The 18,312-nt window shown below is 54.7% G+C and carries 18 protein-coding genes and 1 tRNA gene; 12 read left to right on the top strand and 7 right to left on the bottom strand.

Going from position 1 to position 18,312, the window contains the following annotated elements:
- Positions 1-20 precede the first annotated feature (20 nt).
- The 5 genes from ABJM03_RS13245 to rpmH form a co-directional block, all read right to left on the bottom strand.
- Complete coding sequence (locus tag ABJM03_RS13245) at positions 21-1,580, bottom strand: bifunctional diguanylate cyclase/phosphodiesterase (RefSeq protein WP_348418227.1); 1,560 nt, start codon at positions 1,578-1,580, stop codon at positions 21-23.
- 105 nt (positions 1,581-1,685) lie between these two features.
- Positions 1,686-2,516 carry a tRNA 2-thiocytidine(32) synthetase TtcA gene (ttcA, locus tag ABJM03_RS13240; protein WP_348418226.1) on the bottom strand — a complete coding sequence of 277 codons (831 nt, stop codon included), beginning with the start codon at positions 2,514-2,516 and terminating at the stop codon, positions 1,686-1,688.
- Between the two features lie 66 nt (positions 2,517-2,582).
- Positions 2,583-2,819, bottom strand: coding sequence for a membrane protein insertion efficiency factor YidD (gene yidD / locus ABJM03_RS13235; RefSeq protein ID WP_348418224.1), 237 nt, complete (start codon positions 2,817-2,819; stop codon positions 2,583-2,585).
- Positions 2,816-3,235 carry a ribonuclease P protein component gene (rnpA, locus tag ABJM03_RS13230; protein ID WP_348418222.1) on the bottom strand — a complete coding sequence of 140 codons (420 nt, stop codon included), beginning with the start codon at positions 3,233-3,235 and terminating at the stop codon, positions 2,816-2,818. The genes yidD and rnpA overlap by 4 nt, the downstream gene beginning before the upstream one ends.
- A gap of 22 nt (positions 3,236-3,257) precedes the next feature.
- Positions 3,258-3,392 carry a 50S ribosomal protein L34 gene (gene rpmH, locus ABJM03_RS13225; protein WP_025063397.1) on the bottom strand — a complete coding sequence of 45 codons (135 nt, stop codon included), beginning with the start codon at positions 3,390-3,392 and terminating at the stop codon, positions 3,258-3,260.
- A 298-nt stretch (positions 3,393-3,690) separates the two neighbouring features.
- On the opposite strand from rpmH, the gene ABJM03_RS13220 reads away from it, so the two are divergent.
- From ABJM03_RS13220 to ABJM03_RS13170, 11 genes are all read left to right on the top strand, one after another.
- Complete coding sequence (locus tag ABJM03_RS13220; RefSeq protein WP_348418221.1) at positions 3,691-4,419, top strand: TVP38/TMEM64 family protein; 729 nt, start codon at positions 3,691-3,693, stop codon at positions 4,417-4,419.
- Position 4,420: 1 nt separating this feature from the next.
- Positions 4,421-5,839, top strand: coding sequence for an FAD-dependent oxidoreductase (locus tag ABJM03_RS13215; RefSeq protein ID WP_348418220.1), 1,419 nt, complete (start codon positions 4,421-4,423; stop codon positions 5,837-5,839).
- Positions 5,840-5,906: 67 nt separating this feature from the next.
- A complete protein-coding gene (locus tag ABJM03_RS13210) occupies positions 5,907-7,292 on the top strand; it encodes a HAMP domain-containing sensor histidine kinase (RefSeq protein ID WP_348418218.1) in 1,386 nt (461 codons plus the stop codon).
- A gap of 78 nt (positions 7,293-7,370) precedes the next feature.
- Positions 7,371-7,447: transfer RNA gene (locus tag ABJM03_RS13205), tRNA-Arg, on the top strand.
- Between the two features lie 247 nt (positions 7,448-7,694).
- Positions 7,695-8,534: a hypothetical protein gene (locus tag ABJM03_RS13200; RefSeq protein ID WP_348418217.1), complete on the top strand. Its 840-nt coding sequence runs from the start codon at positions 7,695-7,697 to the stop codon at positions 8,532-8,534.
- A gap of 32 nt (positions 8,535-8,566) precedes the next feature.
- Positions 8,567-9,394, top strand: a complete 828-nt coding sequence (locus ABJM03_RS13195; protein ID WP_348418215.1) for an abortive infection family protein — start codon at positions 8,567-8,569, stop codon at positions 9,392-9,394.
- A gap of 617 nt (positions 9,395-10,011) precedes the next feature.
- Complete coding sequence (locus tag ABJM03_RS13190) at positions 10,012-11,316, top strand: extracellular solute-binding protein (protein WP_348418213.1); 1,305 nt, start codon at positions 10,012-10,014, stop codon at positions 11,314-11,316.
- Positions 11,317-11,386: 70 nt separating this feature from the next.
- Complete coding sequence (locus ABJM03_RS13185) at positions 11,387-12,268, top strand: ABC transporter permease subunit (protein ID WP_348418211.1); 882 nt, start codon at positions 11,387-11,389, stop codon at positions 12,266-12,268.
- A 12-nt stretch (positions 12,269-12,280) separates the two neighbouring features.
- Complete coding sequence (locus ABJM03_RS13180) at positions 12,281-13,162, top strand: ABC transporter permease subunit (RefSeq protein ID WP_348418209.1); 882 nt, start codon at positions 12,281-12,283, stop codon at positions 13,160-13,162.
- Between the two features lie 10 nt (positions 13,163-13,172).
- Positions 13,173-14,210: a sn-glycerol-3-phosphate ABC transporter ATP-binding protein UgpC gene (ugpC, locus tag ABJM03_RS13175; protein ID WP_348418207.1), complete on the top strand. Its 1,038-nt coding sequence runs from the start codon at positions 13,173-13,175 to the stop codon at positions 14,208-14,210.
- The gene (locus tag ABJM03_RS13170; protein ID WP_348418205.1) at positions 14,207-15,214 is read left to right on the top strand and encodes an endonuclease/exonuclease/phosphatase family protein; all 1,008 of its coding nucleotides are present in this window, start codon (positions 14,207-14,209) and stop codon (positions 15,212-15,214) included. Before ugpC ends, ABJM03_RS13170 begins: the two co-directional genes overlap by 4 nt.
- 487 nt (positions 15,215-15,701) lie before the next feature.
- Here ABJM03_RS13170 and ABJM03_RS13165 read toward each other — a convergent pair whose 3' ends face one another.
- Positions 15,702-16,655 carry an SDR family oxidoreductase gene (locus ABJM03_RS13165; protein WP_348418203.1) on the bottom strand — a complete coding sequence of 318 codons (954 nt, stop codon included), beginning with the start codon at positions 16,653-16,655 and terminating at the stop codon, positions 15,702-15,704.
- 160 nt (positions 16,656-16,815) lie between these two features.
- On the opposite strand from ABJM03_RS13165, the gene ABJM03_RS13160 reads away from it, so the two are divergent.
- Positions 16,816-17,697, top strand: a complete 882-nt coding sequence (locus ABJM03_RS13160) for an AraC family transcriptional regulator (protein WP_348418202.1) — start codon at positions 16,816-16,818, stop codon at positions 17,695-17,697.
- Between the two features lie 266 nt (positions 17,698-17,963).
- Here the strand turns inward: ABJM03_RS13160 and ABJM03_RS13155 are convergent.
- On the bottom strand, positions 17,964-18,312 hold a 349-nt coding region (locus ABJM03_RS13155; RefSeq protein ID WP_348416964.1), incomplete at its 5' end, for a M24 family metallopeptidase.

Raw genomic sequence — 18,312 nt, 5'->3', positions numbered from 1 at the left:
GGTTTTGCGCAAGTTTCAGGTTATTTTTGTCTGCTTTGAAGAATCTCGGGTACCTCGACCTTTTTCGCACCGTGGGCTTTGATCCACTCAAGCGTTTGGTCAAATGGCATTGGACGGGCGATGCCGAAGCCTTGGACGTGGTCGCACCCAAGCTGCGAGAGCAAAGCATGCTCTCCGACAGTTTCCACACCTTCGGCGAGCGTTTCCACCCCGAGGCGTTCAGCCATAGTCAGGATTGCGCTGATCATGCGCTGTTGTTCAGGATCGCGGTCGGCTTTCATCACAAAACTACGGTCGATTTTGATCCGGCTAACGGAAAAACGGCGAATCGATGCGATGGAGGCGTTACCGGTGCCGAAATCATCCAGATCTATCCGGCACCCTAATGATGCTAATGCATTGATGTTGCGTGTGATGATATCGTCCGGAGCAGAGGCGACAACGGTTTCCAGAACCTCGATTGCCAATCTGTCCGGGCTGAGCTCAAAGCGGTCCAAATCCCATTTTATCTTTTCGAGCAGGCGAGGGTTACTCAGTTCGGAGCCCGCGAAATTCACCCCGACTTGCGGGATTTTGACACCGGCAGTGTCCCACTGCTTGAGCGCGCGGAAGCTGTGGAACATCATCACTTCGGCCAGCCGTTCAAGTAGGTTAGCCGATTCCAATGCCGGTAAGAAAATCGCGGGGGAGATGACACCGCGAACGGGATGCACCCAGCGGGCTAGAGCTTCAAAACCGGTAATCTGGCCCGTGTCGGTGCAGATTTGCGGCTGGAACCAAGGTAGGATTTCGCCACCTTCAAGGGCTGCGGCGACATCCACATTCAGGGATTGGCGGCTTTCCCGATCTTGGTGCATCTGCTCGGAGTAGGCTCGAATGGATGAAGCCCCGTGAGCTTGGGCGCTGCGTAGAGCAATACAAGCCGCTTCAAGCCATGTGCTGCTATTTTTGGTGGGGCTACGCGCGCTTTGGCAAAATCCGATGCAAACATCACAATAGACGATTGCACCATCAACGGATATCGGCTCTTCGGCTGCGACCTGAAGCCGGCTGGTCAGTTGTATGCATAACTCCAGTGAGAGGTGGCGCACTGGTGCCGTGCAAATTGCAAACCTAGCATCGCCAATCTGGCCAACTGTATCGCCGTCGCGCATGGCTCCAATCAGCCGCTCGCCTATTCTGGTAAGGATGGTATCGGCTGCGGCAGGGCCGTAGCGATCTATAATCTCGGGAAAGCCTTCGATTTCCACTACATGGATACACGATTGTAGCCCGTCCATATGAGCATCGTTCCATATGGCCTCACATTTGGCTTTCATCGGGCCACGCCCGAGTAATCCCGTTTTATATGTGGACGGATTAAGCAGATTGATGGTTGAGCCCAGCCCGCTGGAGGCCAGATACAAGGCAGGTAGCAAGGCGGCCACAACAAGCAACGCACCTTCGCCGCCAAACCAGAAAGCGGCAAGCGAGAGCGCCGGAACAAATGCAAGGGCAGGGGGGCTGGTTAACAGGTCAAAAAGGCGTTTGCGTATTCTTACCAGATCAAAGGATCGGTTTTCGTTCTGGTAATTTGACACGCGTACACCTCCATCCGAACAACGTGTCCGGTTCTCGGAGGTTACAAAGAATCATTACAATCTTGGGTTAACGCCAGGACGATTATTTGAGGTTTCTTGGAATTATTAATCCGGGTCGCGCATGAGACCTGCAAAGTCGAACAATTTCGGATCAAGCAGGTGAGACGGGCGGGCGTTCGTCAGGGCGCGAAACATCACCTGCCGACGGCCAGGGCTGTTGCGCTCCCATTGGTCAAGGATTGCTTTGACCTGCTGGCGTTGCAATCCATCCTGCGAGCCGCATAAATCACAGGGGATGATCGGGTAATTCATGTCGGATGCAAATTTTTCGCAATCTGCCTCGGCCACATGGGCGAGAGGACGATAAACGAACAGGTCGCCTTCTTCATTCAAAAGCTTGGGCGGCATCGTGGCGAGCCTGCCGCCATGAAAGAGATTCATAAAGAATGTCTCGAGGATGTCATCGCGGTGATGGCCGAGCACAACTGCCGAACACCCTTCCTCGCGCGCTATGCGATAAAGATTCCCGCGACGCAGCCGTGAGCAGAGCGCACAGAATGTGCGGCCCGTAGGGATTTTATCCATAACGATGGAATAGGTATCCTGATATTCGATCCGGTGTTCGACACCCATTTTCTCAAGGAACGCGGGCAGCACGGTCGCAGGAAAGCCGGGCTGACCCTGATCGAGATTACAGGCAAGAAGTTCTACTGGGAGCAGGCCGCGCCATTTCAGCTCGTGCAGGACTGCGAGCAGGGTGTAGCTGTCTTTCCCGCCCGATAGGCATACCAACCACTTGGTGCCTGGTTCGATCATGCCATATTGTTCGATGGCTTCGCGGGTCTGGCGGACGAGGCGCTTGCGTAGTTTTTTGAATTCTGTCGTTTGCGGCGCGCCATTGAATAGCGGGTGGATTTCTTCGGGCTGGTCCAGCATTGCGCGCTCCTTGAGTGGTTGGTTTTGTTTACCGCAGGCTAAAACGAAACAAAAGATCAGGGCGTGTTATGGTTGGTCGTCTTTTTCCGGGACCGGATCGTATCCGTCAGCGCCGAACGGGTGGCACCGGCCGATCCGCCGCGCCGCCAGAATCCCGCCTTTTAATGCGCCGTGACGCTCTAGCGCCTCAAGTGCATAGGCCGAACAGGTGGGTTGAAAGCGGCAGTTGAAGCCCACCCATGGGCTGAAAATCAAACGGTACGCATGCACGGGCAGGGCGACAAGGCGGGCGGTAATGCTCATTGTTGCTTGCCGTGCAGGATGTTCAGGGCTTTTTCCATATCCGCAAGCAGCCGATCAAAGGGCAGGGCGGCTGTCGCTGATTTGCGTCCGATGAGTACGTAATCATGGTTCATTTGCCCCTGCGCAGTCAGAACCGCACGGGCAACTTCGCGCAAGCGGCGCTTGGCGCGATTGCGGGCGACTGCATTGCCAACTTTTTTTGAACAGGTGTAGCCGACACGTATGCCTGCATCATCCGCCTCGGGGCGTTTGAGCATTTGCAGAACAAATCCGGGCATAGCCACGCGCTTAGCACGCGCCGCGCGTTGAAAATCGCGGCGTTGGGTCAAAACAGTAAGCCCAACGCATGACGAAACCGCCGGAGACATGTCCCCGTTGGCGGATGAGCCAATCAGGTGTGTCTCCGGCGGTGTCATAGCATAAGCCTATGGCGCGTGATTACGCGCTCAGCTCTTTGCGGCCTTGAGCGCGGCGCGCATTGATGATCTTGCGACCCGCTTTTGTTGCCATACGTGCACGGAAACCGTGGCGGCGTTTGCGGACGAGGTTGCTGGGTTGAAAGGTGCGTTTCATCGCTCCGTCTCCATCTAGTATTGCCTGCGCACGGCGGAATCGCTCGCACACGTCATTTCAGACCCGTCCTCTAAAGGGGTGTTGTGCTCAAGTCAAACCCTCTAAGCGGGGTAAATCGTAAGCGTTGCAATAAATTTGCCTGCGTCAGCGGGAATATGTTTCATAAAGGGCGTGAAACTGACCTGTTTTCTCACGAAGCCACACATGAGATCACTCGCGCGTGAATGGGCTATCGGTAGAGCTGTGAAAGCATCATGTATGAGCCTGTACCCGAACCAAGCACAGAGAGTTAATCGCTATGAGCCAAACTGAACAGACCAAATCACCAATTGCACGTTATGGCCCGCTGGCGCTGATTGTGATTGTCGCAGCTGTCGGTGCTTTTGCTTTGCGCGATTACCTCAGCTTTGACGCGTTGCGGGATAATCGTGAGGTCCTACTGGCGTTTAGGGACGAGAATTTCATTCTGACAGTGCTGTTGTTCATCGTCGCTTATATCCTGATTGTCGGTTTCTCGCTGCCCGGTGCGGCGATTGCGACCCTGACGGGCGGTTTCTTGTTCGGCACTGCATTAGGTACGGTGGTAAATGTAACCGGTGCGACCCTGGGTGCGACCGCGATTTTTCTAGCTGCGCGAATGGGCTTGGGGGAAAAGTTGAAGGCGCGGATGGATGCCTCTGAGGGGTTGGTTTCTAAAATCAAGAAGGGGCTGGACGAGAATCAGTGGTCGATGCTGTTCTTTATCCGTCTGGTTCCTGCTGTGCCGTTCTTTGTGGCGAACCTGATCCCGGCATTCCTTGGTGTGCCGCTGCAGCGCTTTATGATTTCCACATTTCTCGGGATTATCCCAGGCTCGTTGGTCTATACTTCGGTTGGGGCAGGGTTGGGTACTGTGTTCGCCAATGGCGAGACGCCGAACCTCGGGATCATTTTTGAGCCGCATATCCTGCTGCCAATTCTGGGTCTGTGTGCCCTGTCGCTGATGCCCGTTGTTATTAAGGCCGTGACCGGCAAAAAGGATTTGTAAGATGGAAAAGATTAAAACTGACGTTCTGGTGATTGGCGCGGGCTCTGGTGGTTTGTCTGTCGCGGCGGGTGCTGCGCAGATGGGGGCAAAGGTTGTCCTGCTTGAAGGTCACAAGATGGGTGGCGACTGCCTTAACTTTGGCTGTGTGCCCTCCAAGGCGCTGATTGCCACGGGCAAGGCGGCCTATGCGCAAACCCATGCCGAGCAATACGGCGTGGCGAATGCAGCCGGTACCGTCGATTATGCCGCGGCCAAGGATCATGTCGCCGATGTTATTGCCACGATCGAACCAATGGACAGCCAGGAACGGTTTGAGGGCTTCGGTATCAAGGTTATTCGTGAATTCGGCACATTTATCTCCCCGACCGAAGTGCAGGCGGGTGACACCGTTATCACTGCGCGCCGGATTGTGATTGCGACCGGATCGTCTCCGATGGTGCCGCCCATCGAAGGGTTGGAGGGTGTGCCGTTCCAGACCAATGAAACCATTTTCGAGTTGCGCGAAGCGCCCGAGCATCTGCTGGTGGTCGGCGGCGGCCCTATTGGTATGGAAATGGCTCAGGCGCATATTCGTATGGGCTGCAAAGTGACAGTGATTGAGGGCGGAAAAGCGCTGGGCAAGGATGACCCGGAACTGGCCGAAGTGGTTCTTGCGGCACTCAAGGAAGAAGGCGTTGTAATCGAAGAGGGCGCAAGGGTCGCCAAAGTAGGTGGCACTGCCGGCGCAATCGAAGTCGAGACCGAGGATGGCCGCGTGTTCAAGGGGTCCCATTTGCTGATGGCGGCCGGACGCAAATCAAACGTCGACAAGCTGAACCTTGAGGCCGGCAACATCAAACCTTCGCGCACGGGGATTGAGGTTGATGACAGCATGCGCAGCAGTAACAAGCGCGTCTATGCCATTGGCGATGTGGCTGGCGGGCTGCAGTTTACCCATGTGGCTGGTTATCACGCAGGGGTCATCATCCGTTCGATGCTGTTCGGTCTGCCGTCCAAAGCCAAAACATCACATATTCCATGGGCGACCTACACAGACCCTGAGCTGGCCCAAGTCGGCCTGACCGAAGCGCAAGCCAAAGATAAGCATGGTGCCGGGCTGGAGGTTGTTCGTTTCCACTTTAGTCACAATGACCGCGCTCTGGCCGAGCGTAAATCTAAGGGGTTTGTTAAGGTCATGGTCGTAAAAGGCCGTCCTGTTGGGGCATCCATTGTTGGATATCAAGCAGGTGAGCTGATCAACCTTTGGGCTTTGGCGCTGGCCAATAACATGAAAATGAGTCAGATTGCAGCCATGGTGGCCCCCTATCCGACAATCGGCGAAATCAACAAGCGTGTTGCCGGGGCATACTTTAGCCCGCGCTTGTTCGAAAGCGATTTGGTTAAAAAGGTTGTGGGGTTCGTGCAGAAATATGTGCCGTGATGGTGAACGGCGGGCGTCTGTGCAGGCACCCGCCGCCTCGCTGTCCGGAGGAGTAATGGACTAGGACATGATTCACTCGCTGTCTGGCAGGTTGCTGGTTTTAACGACAATTTTTGTCATGTTGGCCGAAGTGCTCATTTTCGTCCCGTCTATTGCCCGTTTTCGCGAAGACTATATGCGCAACCGGTTGGAGCGTGCGCAGATTGCATCGCTGACGCTTCTGGCTGCAGATATGCTCGATCCAAGGCTCGAAGCAGAACTGCTTTCGAATGCAGAGGTGCTGAATGTTGTGCTGCGGCGCGATCAGGTGCGCCAGCTTGTATTGAGCTCACCCATGCCGCAAGAGATCTCGGGTACTGTCGACCTTAGGGACGACTCGGCTGTAGTTTTGATCCGCGACGCCTTGAAGCGCTTGATTAATCCGGCAGATGAAGTGACCCGCGTCTTGGGGGTGCCGTCACGGGATGCGGGTTTGTTGATCGAAGTGACAATGGAAACGCGGCCGTTGCGTGATGCGATGATTGATTATGGCCTGCGTATTCTCGCGCTGTCTGCTGCGATTTCTGTCTTTACCGCCCTGTTGCTTTTTGCTGCGATGCGCGTGCTGTTGGTCAAGCCGATCAAAGGCGTGGTGGGACATATGCAAAGCTATGCTGCGGCCCCCGAAGATGCGCGGCGTGTCATTGAACCCTCTGCAAGCGTTACCGAGCTACGCGAAGCAGAAGAGGCTCTCAAGTCGCTGCAAACCCAGCTGACATCGGCGCTCAGGCAAAAGGAACGTATGGCGCAACTGGGGTTGGCCGTAAGTAAGATCAGCCATGATCTGCGCAATATCCTGACCTCGGCGCAGTTGTTTGCAGACCGTATTGAAAACTCCGAAGACCCTGTGGTGGCTCGAATGGCCCCCAAACTGTTGGGCTCGATTACCCGTGCGGTGCACCTGTGTGAAACAACACTCGCTTTCGGTCGCGCCGAAGAACCGGGGCCAACCCTTACGCTGGTTCAGCTCGCGCCGATCGTCGAAGACGTGCTGAGCAGCGAGAAGTTGGCGGCGGGGGAGTTCCCGCTTGAAGTGGTCAAGGATGTCCCGTCCGACATGAACATTAGGGTCGACCCCGAACAGATGCACCGTGTGATCAGCAATCTGGTGCGCAATGCGCGGCAGGTGATGATGGCCGCTCAGGCTTCGGGGCAAATTACAGTGCGCGCACGAGAAAAGCAGGACACTTGGGAAATCACCCTGAGTGATACCGGCCCCGGGTTGCCGCCAAAAGCACAAGAACACTTGTTTTCGGCCTTTCAGGGCTCAGTTCGCAAAGGCGGCTCGGGGCTTGGCCTCGCGATCTCGGCCGAGTTGGTGCGAGGGCACGGTGGGGACATAAAACTGAGCCGTACAGGGAGTGAAGGCACTGAGTTTATGATTTGTTTGCCCAAGGGCGATGGCCTGAGTTAAGGAATTTTATATTCTTTTCCAATAGGTGTATTTGAGGGCTTGCAAAGCCTGCACGCTCACTCTAAACCGCCTCTCAACGGACCGATAGCTCAGCTGGATAGAGTACCTGACTACGAATCAGGGGGTCGGGGGTTCGAATCCTCCTCGGTCCGCCACTACTTTAATGTCGAACGTCACACGACTTTGACCTTTACGTCATCAACTGACCTTATTCAAAAAAAGAGATAGGTTGTCGAGCGTCAGATGACTTTGACCTTTCCGTCATGACATTGACCCAAGCGATCTGGCAGACGGATAACGCCCGCATTTCGAGTGATGCTCATCCACATTGAAAAAGCAGACAGAATTGAATAAGCGAATGGTTCATCTTTGAACGAAGCAAGTAATTGAAATGGGCGCTAAATGTTTAATCTAATCGTTGCTGGCGGAACGCGAAGTAGCCGCCAGGATACGCTCCCAGCTAGTCGAATTTTCGAATATACGGAAGACTGGATCAGTGATGCTTTTCGAGGCAACGGTGTTGTCGATTTTGCACGACTTTGTAACCTTCCGACGCTGTTCATGGAGGAAGGTACGGCTGATGAAATAGCACGCCTTGGCTGGCTGTCTCGCGTTGAGCAGGTCGGCAAAGAGCTGCGCTTTCACTATACCTTTGAAGCTGATGTGCCGCCAATCACCAACGCGCAGATTTATGAACTATCAGATGATCTTCAAATAGCTGACTGGGAGTTTTCTCGGAACCATTGGGCAGTTAAAAACGTAGACCTAGGCTGCGTTCTCCTTAAGAGCCAATTTAGTAGTGTGCCAAAGCCGTCAGTCTTCAAGCTTAGCGATGCACCCGTAAATCCTCGCCTGATTTCTTTGATGATGCCATTTGGCGGTTTCGATGGTGTACATCAAGCGCTTAGAGGTGCTATCGAGGCGGCTGGCTTTGAATGCCGACGCGCGGATGATTTTTGGCAACATGCCCATATCATGCAAGATATCATCGAGCTAATCTGTAGGTCGCGCGTGGTGGTGTGTGACCTATCGGGAAAAAATCCGAACGTATTCTACGAAGCTGGTATCGCTCATACATTGGGCAAGGAAGTCATTCTAATCACTCAGTCTATGGATGATATTCCTTTCGATCTGAAGGCGCTAAGATGCATCACGTATCACAACAATGGCGAAGGCCAAGCGAAGCTTGCAGCTGACGTCGTCAACCGCATCGCAACGGTAACTGGAATGCGGCACGCGTAGGCCCGTCTATTCAGTCAGATTAGGAATTTGCATTGAACAGCTCAGAGAAAATCCCTTCACCGATCATCGGTCTGTTGGGCGATGTATTTAACGACGTGCACACCCACGCCGAGATTGATCGGCTTTTTGCATATGCGGACGCGCCAATAGAAAAACCCGAAGGCAATAAAGTTCAAAAGACCGTGGATTGGTTGAGGTTAACGAATAAACGCAGTTCAAACCCCTTGAGTGTTTTGGGCGCACTTTTGGAAGATTTGCTAGAGCGGGATCCTTCGGTGCGAAACTATTGGCAGGATGAGGCCTGGTCAAAACTGCTAGAACAAAATCAAGCGAAAATTCGGGCTGCTCTGACGAAAGCAGGGCTGTCCTATAGAACAGGTGGGAATATTGATACGGCTTCTGCCTCACCTGTGGCCTCTTTGCAGGAAATAGTCGCCATGGGTGGTCTCAAGGCGATAGAAATTGAGATGGATCGAGCGTTGAAGATGGTCAATGATGATCCTAACGCGGCGGCACATTACGCGGGAAATATCCTAGAAGCCAGTTTGAAAGCGTACCTCAATGCTAAGTTGATTGCGTTCAACGATGAAACAGCAACGCTATCTGATTTGTGGCCGCTAGTTAGGGGTGACATTGGCTTAAACCCAAAGGACTTAGAGAGCAAAGACTTGAAGAAGATCGCCTCTGGCCTGAACAGCATTGTGGACGGGACAATGTATCTTCGGAATAAAAAGAGTGGGGCGCATGGTCGAACCGAAGAACAGACCAAGGAGATAGCTTTACGGCCACGTCACGCCCGCTTGGTGGTTCATTCGGTACACACCCTCTCGATGTATGTTCTTGAGTGCATGGCCGGGTAAGGACAGAAATGCTTGACGTTTGGGCCAAAATTGAATGACGCGGCCCACTGATAAAATTCAGAAAATCAGCGGCATTGAGTCAAAGGTGCGCGACGTTCCACATTTAAATTAAGTGTTTGATCTCAAGCAGGAATGTTTGAGTAGGTGGAGCCTGATCCCCCATACGATCCCCCTTGTTTCTTCGGAACTGATCCTGACCCTTCGAGGGTTAGTGGTCTCTACGTTATTATTTTTTGACGTCGAGGATAGGGAAGCACGTCACAACCTGTGGCCACACACGCGAACGTCGACGTCATGCCGATAAGTCTAGGTAGCTTCTATATTCCCTATGAATGATTTCCTGCGCGCAGAAAGGGAGGTTTTGTGACGCTTTGGTGACAGGAACGTAACAGGCAAATGAAACCTTTCGGCGGGCCGGCGTTTTTACAAAACTTATACAAATCCTTCACAGACCAGTCACTCAGCGACCGTAGTCGTCCGGCGTGCGGACGAGCCCCATGTCTGTCAGGCAAGGGTTCTCTCGGCCATGACGATCTTCCCAAACATGGGCACGCCACTACGCCTGAACAAAAATGCGCGCCAAGGGGGCGTGCGAAACATGACACCGGAGTACGATCATGAAGAACATCGCGATAAGCTCAGCTGCTGCGCTTAGCATGTTGGCAAACACAGCCTTTGCCGAAACCGAAATCACTTGGTGGCACGGCATGGGCGGCGCTCTTGGTGAAACCGTCAACCAGATCGCCGAAGGCTTCAACGCGAGCCAGGACGACTACACCATCACGCCCGTTTTCAAAGGCACCTACGAAGAGACGTTGACTGCAGGCATTGCTGCCTTTCGCGCAGGCGAGCAGCCCAACGTAATGCAGGTGTTTGACGCCGGTGCAGCCACTGTTATCGCAGCCGAAGGTGCAACCATTCCTGTGCAGGACCTGTTGGAAGCCAACGGCGTGGACTTCGACATCGAAGACTACATCTCAGGTGTGCGTTATTTCTACGCTGATGCCGATGGCAAGATGATCGGCATGCCGTTCAACTCCTCTTCGCCAATCATGTATTACAACGTGCAAGCCCTCGAAGCGGCTGGCGTTACACCGCCCGTCACGTGGGAAGAGTTCGAAACGGTCACTGCCCCCGCCCTGAAAGAGGCAGGCTACACCGCAATGTCGCAATCGCACCTGCCATGGATTTTCGTCGAGAACTTCATGTCCCGCAACAATCTGCCCTTTGCGACCAACAACAACGGGTATGATGGCGCCGACGGCACTGAAATCCTCATTAATATCGACCCGTTGAAGGATCACTTCACCGCGCTGACCAAATGGCAGGACGCGGGGTATTTTGAATGGTTCGGCACAGGCTGGAACGACAACCAGACACCGTTCGAAGAAGGCGACGTGGCCATCTGGTTCGGATCTTCCGGCTCTTTCGGTGGTCTGTCCCAAAAGGACCTCGGCTTTGATTTCTCTGCGACTTATCTGCCCTATTGGGAAGCGGTCACAACCGAGCCAAAGCAAACCTTCATCGGCGGCGCGGCGCTGTTCGCGATGTCTGGTAAGTCTGATGAAGAAAACGCCGCCACTTCTGCGTTCTTCCAATACCTGGCTTCTCCCGAGGTGCAGTACATGTGGCACCGTGAAACAGGCTATGTGCCTATCACGACGGCTGCTTATGAGATGGCAACTGCCGACGGCCACTATGAACGTTTCCCAGCTGCTGAAACCGGCATCCTTCAGCTGTCACTGGACGCGAGCGAAAACACACGCGGTTATCGCATGGGCTTCTACGTTCAGATCCGTGACGTGATGAACCGCGAATTCGGTCGCATTCTGACCGGTGAAACATCCGTAGACGATGCTTTTGACACGATCGAAGCTGAATCAAACGATCTACTCGCCCGTTTTGCACAGACCCAGAACTAAGCCCTTGGCTTAACTCCGGCGGTCGCACCCTAAGTGCGGCCGCCCCCACTGAATACCCCCTGAGGAACTTATGAAACGAGCAGGCTTCGCCACGCGCTGGCTACCGATCCTATTGTTGTTACCGCAGCTGGCGATTATCGCTGTGTTTTTTTATTGGCCTGCCGCCCATGCGGTGAAGTCGTCGTTCTATCTCGAAGACCCTTTCGGGTTCGGCTCAAGTTTTGTGGGGTTTGACAATTACACCCACCTCACGGGCAGCTCGGAATACGGGCGGATTGCCCAGTTTACTCTGCTGTTCACGGTGCTTGTGGCGTTCTTTTCCCTCGCGCTGGCGCTGTTGTTGGCGGTGAAGGCCGACAACGTGATCCGCGGCGCGAAGGCCTACCGCACGCTGTTGATGTGGGTCTATGCAGTGGCGCCACCCGTTGCGGGCTTTATCGGGTTGTTGATGTTCAACCAAAGCTGGGGGCCGGTTGCAGAACTGGCCAAATCCTTTGGTTGGGATTTCAAACTGGGTGTGAATTTTGGCGATACAGCAACGGCGATGGTAATCGTCGCGGTTTGGAAACAGGTCCCCGTGAATTTCATCTTTTTCCTGTCGGGCCTGCAATCCATTCCCAAATCCGTGCGCGAGGCGGCGTTGATTGACGCCAAATCATCGTTCCGCCGCTTCTGGGATGTGATCTTCCCGCTGCTGGCCCCCACGGGCTTCTTTTTGCTGATCATCAACATCACTTACGCCCTGTTCGACACTTTCGGCGTGATCGACGTGCTGGTCAAAGGCGAGCCGGGTAACAATCCGATGACGCTGGTTTACAAGGTTTATGTTGACGGCTTTCGCGGCAACGACATTGGCGGATCCTCCGCGCAGTCCGTAATCCTGATGGTGCTGGTCCTTGCTTTGACCATCTTCCAGTTCCGGCTGGTCGAACGCCGCATACATTATACTTGAAAGGGGCCGGACATGACCGAGACCACCCATATTCCCGTTGCCAAACGCCCCTTGAGATGGGGCCGCGTGATGGACCATAGCATTTTGATCCTTGGATCACTGTTTATGCTGGTGCCGTTGCTGATGGTGCTACAAACGACCACTACAACTGACATTGAAACCATCAAGAACGGACCTGAATTCATCATCGGCGACCGCTTCGATGAAAATTTCATGGCGGCGATGTTCAAGGCTTCCGGCTTTTCGGGCGAGAATACCGGATTGCGGATGCTGATAAACTCCCTGATCCTTGGTATCGGCTTTGCAGTCGGCAAGATCGTCATCGGGATGATGGCCGCCTATGCGTTGGTCTACTTTCGCCTGCGGTTTGCAACGCTTGCATTCTGGCTGATCTTTACCACCCTGCTTCTGCCGCTCGAGGTGCGCATCCTGCCGTCCTTCGAGATCGCGCAGCAACTGGGGCTGCTGAACACCTATACCGGACTGATCATGCCGCTGATTGCCTCGGCCACGGCGACCTTTTTCTTTCGCCAGTTCTTTCGCTCGGTGCCCGAAGAGCTGGTCGAAGCCGCGCGGATTGACGGGGCAGGGCCGGTGAAATTCTTCATCGATATCCTTGTGCCGCTGTCGCAAACCATGATCGCTGCGATGTTCATCATCATGTTCGTCTTCGGCTGGAACCAATACCTCTGGCCGACAATGGTGACGACCCAAGAGGGTATGTACACCCTTGTGCGCGGCATCAAACAGCTGACCCAAGACCTCGAGGGGACAAACATCCCCGAATACGGCCGTGCCAATATGTTGGCCCTCATCGCGATCCTGCCGCCCGTGCTGGTCGTCATCATTTTCCAAAGCTGGTTCGTCAAGGGCCTCACAGAATCCGACAAATAGGACAGAAGACATGGCGCAAGTATCGCTTAACAATATCCGCAAAATTTACCCCAACGGGTATGAGGCCGTCGTGCCCACCAGCTTTGACATTGCAGACGGGGAATTCGTTGTGCTGGTCGGGCCGTCGGGCTGTGGCAAGTCCACGCTGTTGCGCATGGTCGCAGGGCTGGAAGACATCTCCGAAGGGGCGCTGTCGATCGGGGATCGCAATGTGAATCACGTTGATCCAGCAGATCGCGACATCGCGATGGTGTTCCAGAACTACGCGCTCTACCCGCATATGAGCGTTCGCAAGAACATCGGCTACGGTCTCAAGAACCGCAAAATTCCCGCGAGCGAGATCGAAGACAAGGTTCAAACCGCCGCCAAGATGCTGAACCTGACAGAATATCTGGACCGCAAGCCTAGCCAGCTCTCTGGCGGGCAACGTCAGCGGGTGGCGATGGGGCGCGCTGTGGTGCGTGATCCTGCATTGTTCCTGTTTGATGAGCCGCTGTCCAATCTGGATGCCAAACTGCGTCACCAGATGCGCATCGAGATCAAAGCGCTGCAGCGCCGTCTTGGTGTGACGTCGATCTATGTCACCCACGACCAGGTCGAAGCGATGACCATGGCTGATCGGATCATCGTGTTGAATGGCGGCCGCATCGAACAAATCGGCACGCCTGCGGAAATCTACCATCAACCCGCGTCGACCTTTGTCGCGAGCTTCATGGGCGCGCCGCCGATGAACCTGATTGAGCGAGAAAAACGTGATGGACGCGTGATGGTCGGCGATACTGTGGTGGCTACCACAGACAGCAGCGGCCCGGTTATCATGGGCATTCGCCCTGAAGACATTGAGATTGGTCCTAATTGCGCGATCCCTTTCACGGTAGACATCGTAGAAGAGCTGGGCGCACATCGTCTGGTGCATGGGCAGTTGGACGGGCAAGACCTGAGTGTCTATGTCGGAAAGGATGTTGACGTCTCGACTGGTCCAACCCGGGTTTCCATCACTCCGGACGCGGTTGTTCTATTTGATGCGGAAACAGGGTTAGCCCTATGATAACAAAGCAGGTGTTTGACCTGCAGCCTATCAGCGATGCGGATCGCGCGCGTATTTTAGCAACGCCTCGCACGCGTGATGCCCATCGACAACTCCTCGCTGAGACGCCAGCGATGAATGCGGTTCAGATCGGTGGAACCGCGTCTGACATCACCTTGCCGGGACAGTTCACTGTCGCTGCTTGGAACGTGGAGCGTTGTTTGTTTCCGGAAGAAACAGCGGCGCATCTTGCGCCCATCTCTCCGGACATTGTTCTGTTGTCTGAGGCTGATCATGGGATGGCCCGTACAAGCCAGCGTCACACCACCGAAGATGTGGCAGCACCGCTCGGCATGACCTACGCTTTCGGGGTAGAGTTTCACGAGCTTGATCTGGGAGGCGCAACCGAGAGGGCGTTTTGCAGTGATAATTTCAATGCGTTGGGATGGCACGGCAACGCGGTTCTTTCACGCGTTCCGTTTGAGCGCACGGCACTTGTCCGGCTGGATGACCACGGGCATTGGTTTGCGAGCGACATGGGGAACGTGGACCCTGATCAACCTCGGCTTGGAGGCCGCATGACGATCCTTGCTATTGTGCCAACCGAAAACGGGCCATTGTGCGTTGCGTCAACCCATCTCGAAAGCAACGCCGACGCGGCGCATAGACATAGCCAAATGCAGCGCCTGCTTGACGCCATTGACGTCTTTGCGCCCGATTTGCCTGTCATGATCGGTGGCGATCTGAACACGGGAAATCACCTGCCGCCGAACTTTGACTGGCGCGATGAGACCCTGTTTTCGTTCGCCGAAGATCGCGGTTATGCGTGGGATTTCACCGCCGATGGGAATACCACTCGCCCAAGCCTTATTACCCCTCATCCGGATCGTGTGATGAAGCTCGACTGGCTTTTAGGTCGTGGATTGAAACGTTTGGAAACCGGTCTGGTCGCCTCGACAACGGCGGATGGCAAGCCGCTGTCGGATCACGATTATGTCTGGTGCAAAGCTGAAATTCCGGAGTAACGGGAACGAAGACCTCCGCGAAAGCGCTCATGATGCGCTAACAAAAGCAGATGGAAACCCGTAGAGGTTACTCGATATTGGTGAGGTCTTGAGCAGGCTAGAGTGAACCTCTGGTTTGAGGGCCCTGCGCCGCACGACCATTATCAAAGCCAGCCACGACTCTGGGCTATCCTGACTTGCGATGTTGGTGCTCATGGGCGAGAAGTCGCAACGGATCTATTAGCGGCAGTCAGGACACCAGGCGAGCAGTACCTTAGACTTCCGAAAAGTTTTCTGTCCTGTATGCGATCTTAACGTGCAACGTTTTCAACTTTCCTCGAGAGCCTTCTGAGGACGACATAGCGTATCTCGGCCACACATGAATGCTGCGCTTCAATGTCCCCTTTTGAGAAAACTGCATCCCGGTATCCATGATCTCAACCTTGGTCGGCTTAGGGCTGGAAGCAAAGCCCCGCTCGTTGGGTAGCAGCGAACCCATGTCTCGGGGTCAAAGTTTCCACTCGAAGCCCACGGCTTTTTCGGACACCTCCCAGAGACGCGACATGACCGCTTTGTCATGGGCGTGCGCGTTTAAAGTGCCTTTGCCGACCGGGCCGACCGCTTCCATTCGACCCGTCGGGCCGTATAGGGCGCGTTGATCGGTCAGAGTCTCTTCTGTCGCGCACATGACCTCGGGGTAAGAGCCATGTTCCGCGGTCTGGACCATCGGTGTCTTGGTCATTAACCACCAGATGAAACGCATCGTGCGACTGCCGCTGGTTGTGATCAGCGAGGTTGCCGAGGAGCCGGGATGACAGACGAAAATCTCGACATCTTTGCGCCCCTCAGCGGTCAAACGGTCCTGCAATTCGTAGGCAAACATCATCTGCGCCAGCTTGCTCTGCGAGTAGGCGGTATTTGCGCCGTAGCCCTCATCCCAGTTCATGTCATCGAATTTGATGGCCTTCAGGCCCATGTTATAGCCTAGGCTGGCGACGACTACGATCCGACCTTTGCTTTCGGCGATGCGATCGAAAAGCAGGCCATTGAGCAGAAAGTGCCCGTAATGGTTTGTGCCAAGTTGGCTTTCGAACCCGTCGACGGTCAGCTTGCGCGTCGGTACCTGCGCGATGGCGGCATTGTTAATCAGCGCGTCGATGCGCGGCACGGTTTTGAGTACCTCTTCTGCGGCTTGGCGCACGCTCTCCAGCACGGACAGGTCCATGCGGATGAAACTTACCTTGGCATCCGTGCCGAATTCCTGTTTCAGGTCAGCAATTGCCGCTTCGGATCTATCCGCCGAGCGGTTGAGCATCACCACTTTGGCGTTCTTTTTCAGCAATATGCGCGCGGCCTGAAAGCCTGCACCGGCGTTTGCGCCGGTGATGATGTAAGTCTTGCCTGACTGATCACCAAGGCGTTCGGGTGTCCAGCCTTTGGGCCCAAATGTCGTATCTGCCATTTTGTCTCTCCTGCCAGCCCATGCTGGCGATTGCTTTTTTGTTGCCTGAATGCACAGATAGAACCTGATAGGGCACGAAAACAGGAGATATCCTCTCGATTACTTGCCTGATCGTATCAACCCGATTGCAAAGCTGAAACTCCTCTGCCAGCTAGTGTGCGTGAGTAAAGAACAGATCAAAGACCTTATCGAGCGCCATCTGCCAGAAGCAGGGCTGCTCGATACCGCACTGAAGGGCGTCCAGCTTTTCCGGGTGACCGAGGCCATGCCCTGCGTCCCTGCTGTCTACGAGCCCACTGTGGTGGCTATTCTTTCTGGTACCAAGGAAGCGGTGCTGGACGGTGAGCACCATGTCTATAGCTGCGACAAATACATGCTGTGCCCAATGACCTTGCCGGTCGAGGCGGGCACGCCATTGGCTTCCGAGGACGATCCTCTGCTCGGCGTGGTGATTTCGCTCGAGCCGCGAATGATGCGTGAGCTCACCATGGAAATCGAGACCGACGCAGGCGGCCGCACACAATCGCGGGGTGGCGCGCCATCGGCCTTGGCATTGGCGGCCTGGGATGTTGGTTTTACGCAGGCACTGCTGCGGCTTCTCGAACTGCTCGACAATCCTGTTGATCTCAAAGTGCTCGGACAGGGGCGAATGCGCGAATTGTGCTATGCAGTTCTCATGGGAGAGGCCCGGACCGCCGCAAGACGGGCCTTTGGCGTCGGCAACGAGATTGCGCGTACCATCGAGTATCTCTCGACCCACCTGAACGAACAGGTCACAATCGACGACATGGCCGACAACGTCGGTATGAGCCGTGCGGTCTTCCATCGGCGATTCAAAGAAGCCACGACAATGTCCCCGATACAGTTTGTCAAATCGATGCGGCTGAACAACGCCGCGATGAAAATTGCAGAAGGAAAGCCGGTGTCAGAGGCGGCCTGGGATGTTGGCTATCAAAGCTCCTCTCAATTCAGCCGCGAGTTCAAACGGATGTATGGCCAGTCGCCCCGTCAGTGGAGCAACACGGTGCAGGTGCCTCAATGATTGATTGAAGGGGTCCCTGTTTGCGGATCACACGTTACCCATTGCGATCAAACCTGCCGGGAGAAGCAGTGGGTACATCCCATTAGTGGTCATTGTCACTGATTGCTGTGGTGCAGTTTCGGCAGGCCGGACTTTCGCCGCACTGCCGAAAAAGTTGATTTTCTCGAACTCACCGCTGAGCGGAGGAAGCCCACTTTCGCTTTCTGTGCGCAGAGGTCGGCTTCGGTTTTAACCAGATGGAAGGTTGATCAACCCAAGAGGCATCGTCATGTGACCACGTTAAACTCTGGCCCGTAGGGATAGCCGGTGATATTCTCACCCCCTTCATCCGTAATGACTATGATGTCATGCTCACGGTAGCCGCCAGAACCAGGTGTTCCTTCAGGAATAGTCAACATCGGCTCCATTGAGATCACCATGCCTGGCGTCAGCACGGTATCTATGTCCTCGCGCAGTTCCAGACCCGCCTCGCGACCATAGTAGTGAGACAGCACGCCAAAGGAATGGCCATAGCCGAAAGTGCGATATTGCAGCAGATCACGTTCATCGAGGAATGTGTTGATCTGCTCCGTAACCTCGGCACAACTTACACCCGGCTTGAGCAGACTGATGCCC

Source organism: Sulfitobacter sp. (assembly GCF_039977885.1).
Classification (GTDB): Bacteria; Pseudomonadota; Alphaproteobacteria; order Rhodobacterales; family Rhodobacteraceae; genus Sulfitobacter.
Note: the sequence above shows the minus strand (reverse complement) of the source record. Positions and strands in the feature narration are given on the sequence as shown.

Excerpts from the sequence above, each read along its gene's own strand:
- ABJM03_RS13170 (WP_348418205.1), top strand. The coding sequence starts at position 14,207 with ATGATAACAAAGCAGGTGTTTGACCTGCAGCCTATCAGCGATGCGGAT.
- ABJM03_RS13210 (WP_348418218.1), top strand. The coding sequence starts at position 5,907 with ATGATTCACTCGCTGTCTGGCAGGTTGCTGGTTTTAACGACAATTTTT.
- ABJM03_RS13190 (WP_348418213.1), top strand. The coding sequence starts at position 10,012 with ATGAAGAACATCGCGATAAGCTCAGCTGCTGCGCTTAGCATGTTGGCA.
- ABJM03_RS13215 (WP_348418220.1), top strand. The coding sequence starts at position 4,421 with ATGGAAAAGATTAAAACTGACGTTCTGGTGATTGGCGCGGGCTCTGGT.
- ABJM03_RS13180 (WP_348418209.1), top strand. The coding sequence starts at position 12,281 with ATGACCGAGACCACCCATATTCCCGTTGCCAAACGCCCCTTGAGATGG.
- ABJM03_RS13165 (WP_348418203.1), bottom strand. The coding sequence starts at position 16,655 with ATGGCAGATACGACATTTGGGCCCAAAGGCTGGACACCCGAACGCCTT.
- ugpC (WP_348418207.1), top strand. The coding sequence starts at position 13,173 with ATGGCGCAAGTATCGCTTAACAATATCCGCAAAATTTACCCCAACGGG.
- ABJM03_RS13185 (WP_348418211.1), top strand. The coding sequence starts at position 11,387 with ATGAAACGAGCAGGCTTCGCCACGCGCTGGCTACCGATCCTATTGTTG.
- yidD (WP_348418224.1), bottom strand. The coding sequence starts at position 2,819 with ATGAGCATTACCGCCCGCCTTGTCGCCCTGCCCGTGCATGCGTACCGT.
- ABJM03_RS13200 (WP_348418217.1), top strand. The coding sequence starts at position 7,695 with ATGTTTAATCTAATCGTTGCTGGCGGAACGCGAAGTAGCCGCCAGGAT.
- rpmH (WP_025063397.1), bottom strand. The coding sequence starts at position 3,392 with ATGAAACGCACCTTTCAACCCAGCAACCTCGTCCGCAAACGCCGCCAC.
- rnpA (WP_348418222.1), bottom strand. The coding sequence starts at position 3,235 with ATGACACCGCCGGAGACACACCTGATTGGCTCATCCGCCAACGGGGAC.
- ttcA (WP_348418226.1), bottom strand. The coding sequence starts at position 2,516 with ATGCTGGACCAGCCCGAAGAAATCCACCCGCTATTCAATGGCGCGCCG.
- ABJM03_RS13220 (WP_348418221.1), top strand. The coding sequence starts at position 3,691 with ATGAGCCAAACTGAACAGACCAAATCACCAATTGCACGTTATGGCCCG.